General features: G+C 71.4%; 11 protein-coding genes. 9 read left to right on the top strand and 2 right to left on the bottom strand.

Features of this window, described 5'->3' with window-relative positions; genetic code table 11:
- The 9 genes from STRAU_RS20750 to STRAU_RS20710 form a co-directional block, all read left to right on the top strand.
- Positions 1-518, top strand: a 518-nt coding sequence (locus tag STRAU_RS20750) for a response regulator (protein ID WP_259299949.1), incomplete at its 5' end; no start/stop codon positions are given.
- Between the two features lie 265 nt (positions 519-783).
- Positions 784-1467 carry a response regulator gene (locus tag STRAU_RS20745; RefSeq protein WP_016642332.1) on the top strand — a complete coding sequence of 228 codons (684 nt, stop codon included), beginning with the start codon at positions 784-786 and terminating at the stop codon, positions 1465-1467.
- Positions 1468-1714: 247 nt separating this feature from the next.
- Positions 1715-4528, top strand: a complete 2814-nt coding sequence (locus STRAU_RS20740) for a DNA translocase FtsK (protein WP_037660820.1) — start codon at positions 1715-1717, stop codon at positions 4526-4528.
- Between the two features lie 247 nt (positions 4529-4775).
- Positions 4776-5654 (top strand): helix-turn-helix domain-containing protein, encoded by an 879-nt coding sequence (locus STRAU_RS20735; RefSeq protein ID WP_016642330.1) that lies wholly within the window; start codon positions 4776-4778, stop codon positions 5652-5654.
- Between the two features lie 83 nt (positions 5655-5737).
- Positions 5738-7270, top strand: coding sequence for a 30S ribosomal protein S12 methylthiotransferase RimO (gene rimO / locus STRAU_RS20730; protein ID WP_037660817.1), 1533 nt, complete (start codon positions 5738-5740; stop codon positions 7268-7270).
- Positions 7267-7926: a CDP-diacylglycerol--glycerol-3-phosphate 3-phosphatidyltransferase gene (gene pgsA / locus STRAU_RS20725; RefSeq protein ID WP_016642328.1), complete on the top strand. Its 660-nt coding sequence runs from the start codon at positions 7267-7269 to the stop codon at positions 7924-7926. The genes rimO and pgsA overlap by 4 nt, the downstream gene beginning before the upstream one ends.
- A gap of 88 nt (positions 7927-8014) precedes the next feature.
- Complete coding sequence (locus STRAU_RS20720) at positions 8015-8530, top strand: CinA family protein (RefSeq protein WP_037660824.1); 516 nt, start codon at positions 8015-8017, stop codon at positions 8528-8530.
- A 109-nt stretch (positions 8531-8639) separates the two neighbouring features.
- Complete coding sequence (locus STRAU_RS20715; protein ID WP_016642326.1) at positions 8640-9014, top strand: helix-turn-helix domain-containing protein; 375 nt, start codon at positions 8640-8642, stop codon at positions 9012-9014.
- Between the two features lie 185 nt (positions 9015-9199).
- Complete coding sequence (locus STRAU_RS20710) at positions 9200-9670, top strand: Dps family protein (protein ID WP_016642325.1); 471 nt, start codon at positions 9200-9202, stop codon at positions 9668-9670.
- Between the two features lie 628 nt (positions 9671-10298).
- On the opposite strand, the gene STRAU_RS20705 is transcribed toward STRAU_RS20710, so the two are convergent.
- On the bottom strand, positions 10299-11075 hold the full coding sequence (locus tag STRAU_RS20705) for an SDR family NAD(P)-dependent oxidoreductase (protein ID WP_037660816.1): 777 nt from the start codon (positions 11073-11075) through the stop codon (positions 10299-10301).
- Between the two features lie 96 nt (positions 11076-11171).
- The gene (locus tag STRAU_RS20700; RefSeq protein WP_016642323.1) at positions 11172-11972 is read right to left on the bottom strand and encodes an Fpg/Nei family DNA glycosylase; all 801 of its coding nucleotides are present in this window, start codon (positions 11970-11972) and stop codon (positions 11172-11174) included.
- Positions 11973-12348: the final 376 nt, after the last annotated feature.

Here is a 12348-nt window from a genome sequence, read left to right as displayed (position 1 = left end):
GCCGCCGCCGGTCCGCGCCGCCCGCCGGAGAGCCGGCGCGTGCCCTTCCGGGGCAGGGCGGCACGGGGGCCGCGGGAGCGCCGGAGGAGTGGCAGGACGGCGCGGGGCAGGAGGCGCCGGCCCCGCGCGTGCGGTTGCAGTTCGGTGGCGAGAAGGTGCTCATCGTCGACGACGACATCCGTAATGTGTTCGCGCTCACCAGCGTCCTGGAGCAGCACGGCCTGTCCGTGCTGTACGCGGAGAACGGCCGGGAAGGCATCGAAGTCCTGGAACAGCACGACGACGTGACGGTCGTGCTGATGGACATCATGATGCCGGAGATGGACGGCTACGCCACGACGACGGCGATCCGCCGGATGCCGCAGTTCGCCGGGCTGCCGATCATCGCGCTCACCGCCAAGGCCATGAAGGGCGACCGGGAGAAGGCCATCGACTCCGGAGCGTCGGACTACGTGACGAAGCCGGTCGACCCCGATCATCTGTTGTCGGTGATGGAGCAGTGGATGCGCGGGGAGTGACGTCGGCGGCTCGCAGAGGAAGGAAGAAGCCGCACCATTACGCGGAGTTGCTGACAGAGTGTGGCCGACGTCGTGTAGAACCGCGGTATTCGGGGAACCTTCTGGTCCGCCGCTGCGTTTCTGCTACGTGCACAGTGACATCGCGGTGACAGGGTGTGGCGACAGGCGGGGTGCGGCTACCATGACCGGCACAAGGACGGACGGCGCAAGGGAGCCGTCCCCTGGGGCGGCGCCCGGTGTACCGCCGGGGCGAGGAGGGCGGGCCATGGTGCAGAAGGCCAAGATCCTCCTGGTCGATGACCGGCCGGAGAATCTGCTGGCGCTGGAGGCCATCCTCTCTGCGCTCGATCAGACGCTGGTGCGGGCATCGTCCGGGGAGGAAGCGCTCAAAGCGCTGCTGACGGACGACTTCGCGGTCATTCTGCTGGACGTCCAGATGCCGGGAATGGACGGCTTCGAGACTGCCGCGCACATCAAGCGGCGGGAGCGGACCCGGGACATCCCGATCATCTTCCTAACCGCCATCAACCACGGACCCCACCACACGTTCCGTGGGTACGCGGCAGGCGCCGTGGACTACATCTCCAAGCCCTTCGACCCGTGGGTGCTGCGCGCCAAGGTCTCGGTGTTCGTCGAGCTGTACATGAAGAACTGCCAACTGCGTGAGCAGGCCGCGCTGCTGCGCCTCCAGCTCGAGGGCGGCGCCAAGGCCGCGGCCCCGGACACCAAGGAGCCGGCCGGGCTGCTCGCCGAGTTGTCCGCGCGTCTCGCCGCCGTCGAGGAGCAGGCCGAGGCGCTCTCCAAGCAGCTCGACGACGACTCCGCGGACGCGGCCGCCGTCGCCACGGCAGCCCATCTCGAACGCAAACTGACCGGTTTGCGCAGGGCTCTTGACGCCCTGGAGCCGGGCACGGGCAGCGGCGCGCCTTCGGTGCCGTCACAGAACTGACGCGAGCCGAGGCCCCGCCCGCCGCGAGCGAGCACTCCGCATGCGCGAGCACCCCGCACCGAAGGCTCCGCGCACCGCGCTGAGAACGGAAGCAACAATTCCGGGCGTCCGCCCCATGAACGGAATCGTAGGTTCCGGGCGCCCGCTGTGAGCACCCGTCAGTTTGCCTCCCCGACAAGGGCGACACAGACGGGTGAAGCAGTAGGCACACGTGTCCACCGTCGTCTCCCCCGGTAACCTCACACCCATGGCCTCACGTCAGCCCGCAGCCAAGAAGACGCCCGCGAAGAAGGCGGCCGCGCCGACCAAGGCTCCGGCGAAGAAGGCCGCCGCCAAGAAAGCGCCCGCGAAGAAGTCCGCGGCGAAGAAGGCGCCCGCCAAGAAGGCCGCGGCCAAGAAGCCCGCTCCGAAGCCGGCGCCGAACCCGACCAACGGCCTCTACCGCTTCGTGCGCGCCATCTGGCTCGGCATCGCGCACGCGGTGGGAGCGATGTTCCGCGGCGTGGGGCGCGGCGCCAAGGGCCTGGACCCCGCGCACCGCAAGGACGGGCTCGCGCTGCTGCTGCTCGGCCTCGCCCTGATCGTCGCCGCCGGCACCTGGTCCAATCTGCGCGGCCCCGTCGGCGACCTGGTCGAGATGCTGGTGACCGGCGCCTTCGGGCGGCTCGACCTGCTCGTGCCGATACTGCTCGCGGCCATCGCCGGGCGGCTCATCCGGCACCCCGAGAAGATCGACGCGAACGGCCGCATCGTGATCGGTCTGTCCGCGCTCGTCATCGGCGTGCTCGGCCAGGTGCACATCGCGTGCGGCTCGCCCGCGCGCGCGGACGGCATGCAGGCGATAAGGGACGCGGGCGGGCTCATCGGCTGGGGCGCGTCCACGCCGCTGAACAAGGCGCTGGGCGAGGTCCTCGCCGTACCGCTCCTTGTGCTCCTGACGGTCTTCGGGCTGCTCGTCGTCACGGCCACACCCGTCAACGCCATCCCGCAGCGGCTGCGGCAGCTCGGCGTGCGGCTCGGGATCCTGGAGGCCGATCCGGCCGTGGGGGAGGCGGGCGCGTACGGGGAGCACGGCGAGTACATCGAGTACGCCGACCACTCCGACGACGACGAGCGGTACGACGAGCAGTGGCGCGAGGCCCTGCCCGGCCGCACCCGAGGCCGCAGGAAGCCCGCAGGCGGCCCGCGGGAGCCCTCGCCGGACCAGGCGGAGGAAGCGGCCCTGTCCAAGCGGCGCAGGCCGCGTCGCGCCTCCGTGCAGCCCGACCTGGAGCGGCCCATGGACGCCGTGGACGTGGCCGCCGCCGCGGCCGCGGCGCTCGACGGGGCCGTCATGCACGGCATGCCGCCCTCGGCCCTGGTCGCCGACCTCACGCAGGGCGTCTCCGCGGACCGCGACGAGCAGGAGCGGTCCGCGCCGGTGCCGCCCGCCCGCGCGACCGGAGCACCGGCGGCCGGCGCCCCGGTGGCCGGCAGGAAGAACCCGCCCAAGGAGCCCGCGGGCACCGGCGTCCCCGATCTGACCAAGGCCGCTCCCGACGCGCCCCGCGACCTGCCCCCGCGCGCGGAGCAACTGCAGCTCTCCGGAGACATCACCTACTCGCTGCCCTCGCTGGACCTGCTGGAGCGCGGCGGCCCCGGCAAGGCCCGCAGCGCCGCCAACGACGCGGTCGTGGACTCGCTCTCGAACGTCTTCACCGAGTTCAAGGTCGACGCCGTCGTCACAGGCTTCACGCGCGGGCCGACGGTCACGCGCTACGAGATCGAGCTCGGCCCCGCCGTGAAGGTCGAGAAGATCACGGCCCTCGCCAAGAACATCGCGTACGCCGTCGCGTCACCGGACGTGCGGATCATCTCGCCCATCCCCGGCAAGTCCGCGGTCGGCATCGAGATCCCGAACACCGACCGCGAGATGGTCAAGGTCGGCGACGTGCTGCGGCTCGCGGACGCCGCCGAGGACGAGCACCCGATGCTGGTCGCGCTCGGCAAGGACGTCGAGGGCGGCTATGTGATGGCCAACATGGCGAAGATGCCGCACATCCTCGTCGCCGGAGCCACCGGTTCCGGTAAGTCGTCGTGCATCAACTGCCTGATCACGTCGATCATGGTGCGGGCCACTCCCGAGGACGTCCGCATGGTCCTGGTGGACCCCAAGCGCGTCGAGCTCACCGCGTACGAGGGCATCCCGCACCTGATCACGCCGATCATCACCAACCCCAAGCGCGCGGCCGAGGCGCTGCAGTGGGTCGTACGCGAGATGGACCTGCGCTACGACGACCTCGCGGCGTTCGGGTTCCGGCACATCGACGACTTCAACGAGGCCGTCCGCGCGGGCAAGGTCAGCGCCCCCGAGGGCAGCGAGCGGGAGCTGCAGCCGTATCCGTACCTACTGGTCATCGTCGACGAGCTGGCCGACCTGATGATGGTCGCGCCGCGCGACGTCGAGGACTCGATCGTGCGCATCACGCAGCTCGCGCGCGCCGCCGGCATCCACCTGGTGCTCGCCACCCAGCGGCCGTCCGTGGACGTGGTGACCGGTCTGATCAAGGCAAACGTTCCGTCACGGCTCGCCTTCGCGACGTCCTCGCTCGCCGACAGCCGCGTCATCCTCGACCAGCCGGGCGCCGAGAAGCTGATCGGCAAGGGCGACGGCCTGTTCCTGCCCATGGGCGCCAACAAGCCCGTCCGCATGCAGGGCGCCTTCGTCACCGAGGACGAGGTCGCCGCGGTCGTCCAGCACTGCAAGGACCAGATGGCGCCCGTCTTCCGCGACGACGTCACCGTGGCCACCAAGCAGAAGAAGGAGATCGACGAGGACATCGGCGACGACCTCGACCTGCTGTGCCAGGCCGCCGAGCTGGTCGTCTCCACCCAGTTCGGGTCCACGTCGATGCTCCAGCGCAAGCTGCGGGTCGGTTTCGCCAAGGCCGGCCGCCTCATGGACCTCATGGAGTCGCGGAACATCGTCGGACCGAGCGAGGGTTCGAAGGCACGTGACGTTCTTGTGAAACCTGATGAGCTGGATGGAGTGCTCGCGGTGATCCGCGGGGAGGCTGACTGAGGGAGCGGGTTAGGCCGTACGGAGCCTGGTCACCCGTACGGGGACCGGCTCACCCGTTCAAGAGGGGAAGCAACCGTTTCTCTTCGCCTCACGTCAAGTTGAGGAGAAGAGCAGCTGCATGTCCCACCATCAGGATGTCCGGCCATTCTGATGGCGTACAAAGTCCGTCCGCCCGGTTGCCCCACCCTTTCTCGGCCCCCCTAGACTGAATGTCCGGCAGGTGGCTACACGCTCGAAAGGCGCACCCGTGTCCATCGGCAACTCCCCTGAAGACGACCACCCTTCAGACGACCGCCTCCCAGAGGACAGCCTCACCGAGGACAGCCCCGCAGCCGACCGGCCCGCGGAGGACCGTCCCTCGATCGGCCACGTCCTGCGGCAGGCGCGTGTCGACGCGGGGCTGACGGTCGACGAGATCAGTACGTCCACCCGGGTGCGCATCCCGATCGTGCACGCGATCGAACAGGACGATTTCTCGCGCTGCGGCGGCGATGTGTACGCGCGCGGGCACATCCGTACGCTCGCGCGTGCCGTCGGCATCGACCCTGCCCCGCTGATCGCGCAGTACGACGAAGGCCACGGCGGCAGGCCGCCCGCGCCCACCCCGGCCGCGCCCCTGTTCGAGGCCGAGCGGATCCGCTCCGAGCCGCGCCGGCCGAACTGGACCGCGGCCATGGTGGCCGCCATCGTCGCCGTGATCGCCTTCGTCGGCTACACCGCGTTCAGCGGCGGCGACGACAGCGGCGGCGGCCAGCAGGTCGCCGAGGGCTCCACGCCCAGCAAGCCCGCCCCGAAGCCCACCACCAGCAAGCCCGCCGATCCCAAGCCGGACCCCTCGGACAGCGCGATCGCCGGGGTGCCGCGGGACAAGGTGACCGTGAAGGTCGACGCGGCCGACGGCCGCAGCTGGATCTCGGTGAAGGACCACAACGGCCGGCTGCTCTTCGACGGACTGCTGCAGCAGGGCGAGACCAAGACCTTCCAGGACAAGAAGAAGATCGATCTCGTGCTCGGCGACGCCGGGGCCATCCGCCTGTTCGTCAACGGCAAGCAGGTCGAGAACGAATTCGAACCGGGCCAGGTCGAGCGCCTCTCGTACACGAAGGGTGACCCGGAAGTCGGCTGACCTGCCCCGTCCCGAGCGCCCGTCGCGAGCACCAGGAACCCTGGCGGCGGGCGCCGACGCATGGACGAAGTAGTCTTGATTCCATGCCCGAACGCCGCACCGTCGCCCTTGTCACGCTTGGCTGCGCCCGTAACGAGGTGGACTCGGAGGAGCTCGCAGGCCGCTTGGAGGCGGACGGCTGGGACCTCGTGGAGGACGCCGAGAACGCGGACGTCGCAGTCGTCAACACCTGTGGCTTTGTCGAAGCCGCCAAGAAGGACTCCGTAGACGCCCTGCTCGAGGCCAATGACCTCAAGGGGCACGGCAGAACCCAGGCCGTCGTGGCCGTCGGCTGCATGGCCGAGCGGTACGGCAAGGACCTGGCCGAGGCGCTGCCCGAGGCCGACGGCGTCCTCGGCTTCGACGACTACGCCGACATCTCCGACCGCCTCCAGACCATCCTCAACGGCGGCATCCACGCCTCGCACACCCCGCGCGACCGCCGCAAGCTGCTCCCGATCAGCCCCGCGGAGCGCCAGGAAGCGGGCACGGACGTCTCCCTGCCCGGCCACGCGCCCGTGGACCTGCCCGAAGGCGTCGCGCCCGCCTCCGGGCCGCGTGCGCCCCTGCGCCGCCGGCTGGGGAGCAACCCGGTCGCCTCGGTGAAGCTCGCCTCCGGCTGCGACCGCAGGTGCTCCTTCTGCGCCATCCCGTCCTTCCGCGGCTCGTTCATCTCGCGCCGCCCCTCGGACGTGCTCGGCGAGACGCGCTGGCTGGCCGAGCAGGGCGTCAAGGAGATCATGCTGGTCTCCGAGAACAACACCTCGTACGGCAAGGACCTCGGCGACATCCGCCTCCTGGAGACGCTGCTGCCCGAGCTGGCCGCCGTCGACGGCATCGAGCGCGTCCGGGTCAGCTATCTGCAGCCCGCGGAGATGCGCCCCGGGCTCATCGACGTGCTGACGTCCACGGAGAAGGTCGCGCCGTACTTCGACCTTTCCTTCCAGCACTCCGCGCCCGGCGTGCTGCGCGCGATGCGGCGCTTCGGAGACACCGACCGCTTCCTGGAGCTGCTCGAGACCATCCGCGAGAAGGCCCCGCAGGCCGGTGTGCGGTCCAACTTCATCGTCGGCTTCCCCGGCGAGACCGAGGCCGACGTGGCCGAGCTCGAGCGGTTCCTCACGGGCGCGCGGCTCGACGCCATCGGCGTCTTCGGGTACTCCGACGAGGAGGGCACCGAAGCGGCGACGTACGACCACAAGCTCGACCAGGACGTCGTCGACGAGCGGCTCGCGCGGGTCTCGCGGCTCGCGGAGGAGCTGACCTCGCAGCGCGCCGAGGAGCGCGTCGGCGAGCGCCTGGAGGTGCTGATCGAGTCCGTCGACGACGAGGACGGCGCCGTCGGGCGTGCCGCCCACCAGGCGCCCGAGACGGACGGCCAGATCCGCTTCGCGGACGCGACGGCTGGGGATGCCTTGCGCGTCGGCCGTATGGTCGTGGCAAAGGTGGTCGGCACGGAAGGCGTGGATCTGGTGGCTGAGCAGTGCGAGCTCCTGGGAGCCGGACCCGGTGCCGCGGGGTCCGAGGGCCCCGGCGCGGGCCGGTCCCAGGGCGCCGCGGAAGGGGTGGGCAGATGACCCAAGTCCCGGCATCCGCGGCGGGCGGCTCCGGCGCGCACGGCGCGAAGCCGGTGCGCGGCGGAAAGCTGGGCGCCGCGGCGGTCGACCAGGCCAGTCTGTGGAACGTCGCGAATCTGCTGACCATGGTCCGGCTGCTGCTCGTGCCCGGCTTTGTGATGCTGCTGCTCGCCAACGGCGGATACGACCCCGCCTGGCGCTCCTTCGCCTGGGCGGCCTTCGCCATCGCCATGATCACCGACCTCTTCGACGGTCATCTGGCCCGCACGTACAACCTGGTCACGGACTTCGGGAAGATCGCCGACCCCATCGCCGACAAGGCGATCATGGGGTCCGCGCTGATCTGTCTGTCCTGGCTGGACGACCTGCCCTGGTGGGTGACGGGGGTGATCCTCGGACGCGAGCTCGGGATCACACTGCTGCGCTTCTGGGTGATCCGCTACGGCGTCATCCCGGCCAGCCGCGGCGGCAAGATGAAGACGCTCGCGCAGGGCACGGCCGTCGGGATGTACGTCCTGGCGCTGACCGGCCCGCTGGCGACGCTGCGGTTCTGGGTGATGGCGGTCGCGGTCGTCCTCACCGTGGTGACCGGCCTCGACTATGTGAAGCAGGCCATCGTGCTGCGGCGGCAGGGGATGGCGGAGGCCGCGAAGTGATGTGCCCCGTGCCGTCGTCGCCGACGGGTGCAGAGTCTGCCCTGGCCCGTCGGCGGGCGCTGAGGATGCCGCTGAGGCGGCCGCCGAGATCCTGCGGCTGCTGACCGGGCGCGGGGAGACCCTGGGCGTCGCCGAGTCGCTCACCGGCGGTCTGGTGGCCGCCGAGATGTCGGAGGCGCCGGGCGCCTCGCGGGTCTTCCGGGGCTCCGTGACGGCATACGCGACGGAGCTGAAGCACGAGGTCCTGGGGGTCGACGGCGCGCTGCTGGCCGCCCGCGGGGCCGTGGACGCCGACGTCGCGCTGCAGATGGCGGCCGGGGTGCGCAAGCTGCTCGGGGCGGACTGGGGGCTGGCGACCACGGGCGTCGCGGGCCCCGATCCGCAGGACGGAAAGCCCGTCGGAACGGTGTACGTGGCCGTCGCAGGCCCGGGCTCCCCGCTTCGCTCTGAGGGGAATGTGGCCGCTCTGAGGTTGAACGGAAACCGTACGGAAATCCGTAGAGAGAGCGTACGCAGTGTGCTCGGGCTGCTCCTTCGGCAGCTCTCCGGCGAACGCGCCGGTAATGGGCGGGCACAGGATACGGAACAGAACGGGGGGACTTGATGTTTGCAGCCCTGAGTGAACACGACATCGCTCCCCGCACGGCCGCCGCGCGAGGCGGTACGGTGGGGCGTGAAGGATGCGGCTACGCGGTCCGAGGAGGGAGCCACCGATGATTCTGCTCCGTCGCCTGCTGGGTGACGTGCTGCGTCGGCAGCGCCAGCGCCAGGGCCGTACTCTGCGCGAAGTCTCCTCGTCCGCCCGAGTCTCACTCGGCTATCTCTCCGAGGTTGAGCGGGGGCAGAAGGAGGCTTCCTCCGAGCTGCTTTCCGCGATCTGCGACGCGCTTGACGTACGGATGTCCGAGCTCATGCGGGAAGTGAGCGACGAGCTCTCGCTCGCCGAGCTGGCCGAGTCGGCAGCAGTCACGGAACCGGTGCGCGCACCGGTCCGTCCGATGCTCAATTCCGTCTCGGTGACCGGCGTGCCACCGGAACGGGTGACCATCAAGGCGCCTGCGGAGGCGGTCGACGTCGTCGCCGCCTGACAGCAGGCCCGCACGCGTACAGAAGCCCCGGCCGGGTCATCGGCCGGGGTTTTTGCGTGGGCGGGGGCCGGCCAGCGGGGGCGGGGCAGCGGACGGCGTCCGAAGTGGCCGCAATCACGTGCTTGCGCGATGGTTGGTGGTGGTTTTGGACGACTCTGACTGACAGCCGAGACGCGGAGGAAGCGATGTACGTCGTGAAGAGCCCGTTGCCCGACGCCGACCTGAAGACGGTGTCCGAGGCCCTGCAGGGGGCGCTCGTGGACCTCGTCGACCTGTCCCTGGTGGCCAAGCAGATCCACTGGAACGTGGTGGGCCCGCGTTTCCGCTCCGTGCACCTGCAGCTCGACGAGGTCGTGGACACGGCCCGGCAGCACTCCGACACCGTCGCCGAGCGCGCCTCCACACTCGGCGTCTCGCCCGACGGGCGGGCCGGGACGGTGGCGTCGAGCAGCGGCATCGGCAAGGTCGCCGAGGGCTGGGTCAAGGACACGGACGCCGTGGGCACGCTCGTGGACGCGCTCGGCGCGGTGATCACGCGGATGCGGGAGCGGGTGGTGGCGACCGGTGAGCCGGATCCGGTGAGCCAGGACATCTTCATCCAGATCACGGCCGATCTGGAGAAGCATCACTGGATGTTCCAGGCCGAGAACGGATAGGGCTGGCCGGGGGCCTTTTGCGGGGGCCTTGGCCTGGGGTGCCCTCTGGGTGGGCGTTGCGCTCGGCTCCCGGGCGGGCGTTGTGCCCGGCTCACCCCCGGGGTGGGCGTTGTGCTCGGCTCCCCTGCGGGGTGGGTGTTGTGTTCGGCTCCCCTCTGGTCGGGGCCGGCGGCCTCGGCGGGTGGCGCGTCGGCGGTGGGCCGTGCGGTCGGGTCCGGCTTCTGGCGGGAGGTGACAGCCGTGGCGGGGCGCATGCTGCGGTGGGTGCCGGCGCTGGGGCTTGCCGCGCTGTGGTGGTGGGCCGTCTTCCGGCTCGCGCTGGCGCCGGACGCTGGAGTGCTTGAGGGGGCCGTGGCGGCCGGGGGGTGGGGGCTGAGCCTGCTGCCGGTGCACTGTGTGCCGAAGGCCCGGGCCGTGGGGGCGGGGCGGCGGGGGCGTGCGGGGGCGCGTGCGCCCGCGCGGGAGTGGCGGGAGTGTGGGTGTGGGCATGCGCGGGAGTGCGGGTGTGGCGCGGGGAGGGGGCGTGGGCGCGGGCTTGGCGCGGGGCGGGGGTGACTCTTTGGGGCTGGGGCGGGGTGGGGTTCGGGGCGTGCAAGGGCGGCTGGGCCGGGGTGGGGGCGTCTGTGGGTCACCACGGCATCGCGACGCCGCCGTTCGGGCGGAGGATCTGGCCCGTCGTGAATGAGGACGCGTCCGACGCCAGGTGAAGGACGGCGTGCGCCACGTCCTCGGGTTCGCCGACCCTGCCGAGGGGGGACCTGCGGGCCAGCGCGGCCTCGGTCGCCGCCTGGGCCTCCTCCTCGTGGCGACGCGTCATCGGCGTACGCGTCCACCCCGGCGCCACCGCGTTGACGCGGATGCCGTGCGCGCCGACCTCCGCCGCCAGCGTCTTCGTCAACTGGACGACGGCCGCCTTCGTGGAGGCGTAGCAGAGCAGGCCCGGGTGACTGGCGTCGACGGCGCTCGACGCCATCGTCACGATGCTGCCGCCCCCGCCCGCGTCGATCATCGCGCGGGCCGCCGCCTGGCACGCGTACAGCACTCCCTTGAAGTTCACGCCCAGGACCCGGTCGAGGTCCTCGTCGCGGGTCTCGAGGACCGGGCTGCTGTGCATGATCCCGGCGATGGCCGCCATGACGTCGAGCCGGCCCGCCGTCGCGGCCGCCTCGGCCACGGCCTGGTCGACCCGCGCCTTGTCGGCGACATCCAGGGGGTACGTGTACGCGGTGCCGCCGTCCGCCTTGATGCGGGTGGCCGTTTCCTTGAGGCCCTGGGCGTCGCGGTCGGCGCAGTGCACAGCCGCGCCCGCCTCGGCGAGGAGTACGGCGGTGGCGCGCCCGATCCCGCTGGCTGCGCCGGTGACGAACGCGGTGCGGTCGGTGAGGTCGTACGCCTTTATGGGCATGGCGGGACCGTACGGCGAGATCTGACGGGTCGTCAACTAGGGTGCGTGGTTGCGATTACGGGTGGTTTGCGGGTGCGTTGGGTGCGGCCTGTTCCTTCAGGGGGTGGGCCCTTGCTGGCAGGTCGGGCACCAGTACGTGGGGCGCCGGCGGGTGCCGTCGCCCTGCTCCGCCGAGCGCAGGGCCGTGCCGCAGCGCAGGCAGGGGCGGGGTGCGCGGCCGTACACGTACAGGCGCTGTCCGGGGCGGGTGCTGCCCGTCGTCGTGCGGGCCGGGCGGTCGCGGTTGGCTTCCAGGAGCTTCTTCGCGAGGGCCGGGAGGCGGGCTGCTGTCTCCTCGGGGAGGTCGCCGACCGGGAGCCAGGGGGTGGCGCCGAGCAGGAAGCACAGCTCGCTCTTGTAGATGTTGCCGATGCCCGCGAGGTTGCGCTGGTCGAGCAGGGCCTCGCCCAGTGGGCGTTCCGGGGCCGCGCGGAGGTTGCGCAGCGCCTGCTCCGGGTCCCAGTCGGGGCCCAGGAGGTCCGGGCCCAGATGGCCCACCACGCGGTGTTCGTCGGTGGTGCGGAGCAGCTCCAGGACCGGCAGGCGGTAGCCGACGGCCGTGTGGTCGGCGGTGGCGAGGACGGCCCGGATCTGGTGGGCGGGGCCGCCGCGCCAGCGTTCCTGCGGTGCGTACACCCGCCAGGAGCCGTCCATGCCCAGGTGCGAGTGGAGGGTGAGGCCGCCCTCCACGCGGGTGAGGAGGTGCTTGCCGCGCGGGGTCACGTCCAGGACGGTGCGGTCGGTGAGGTCGGCTGTGGCGTGGCGTGGGACGCGGAGGTCGGAGCGGGTGAGGGTGTGGCCGGCCAGGGCCGTGTGCAGGCGGTGTGCCGCTTGGTGGACTGTGTCTCCTTCGGGCATGAGGTCAGCGTTGCATTTTGCTGGCGGGGGCGCCTTGGGCGGGTTGGGTGCTTTGGGGGGCTGCCCGGCTGCGCGGCTTGGGTGGCTGGGTGGCTGGGTGACTTGGGTGGCTGGGTGGTGCCGTGGGGGCGTGGCTTTTTCGCCCGGGGGTGGTTGCTGCCTCGCCTGTTGTTCGGTTGTGCGGCGGGGCCGTGCCGGTATGTCCGTGCTCGCGCCTGGGGCGCCGGATGCTGTTCGGGTGGCGTACGGCGTGCTCACCCGAGCTGCGCGCGGACATACCGCCACGTCCCCTCCGGTCCGTTGGCGGCTTTCCCTCCGGTGGGGGGGGGGTGTCCGGCTGGCGGAGGGCTTGGCGGCTCTCCGGCAGGTGGGGGGC

Source organism: Streptomyces aurantiacus JA 4570, assembly GCF_000414115.1.
Lineage (GTDB): Bacteria > Actinomycetota > Actinomycetes > Streptomycetales > Streptomycetaceae > Streptomyces > Streptomyces aurantiacus_A.
Note: the sequence above shows the minus strand (reverse complement) of the source record. Positions and strands in the feature narration are given on the sequence as shown.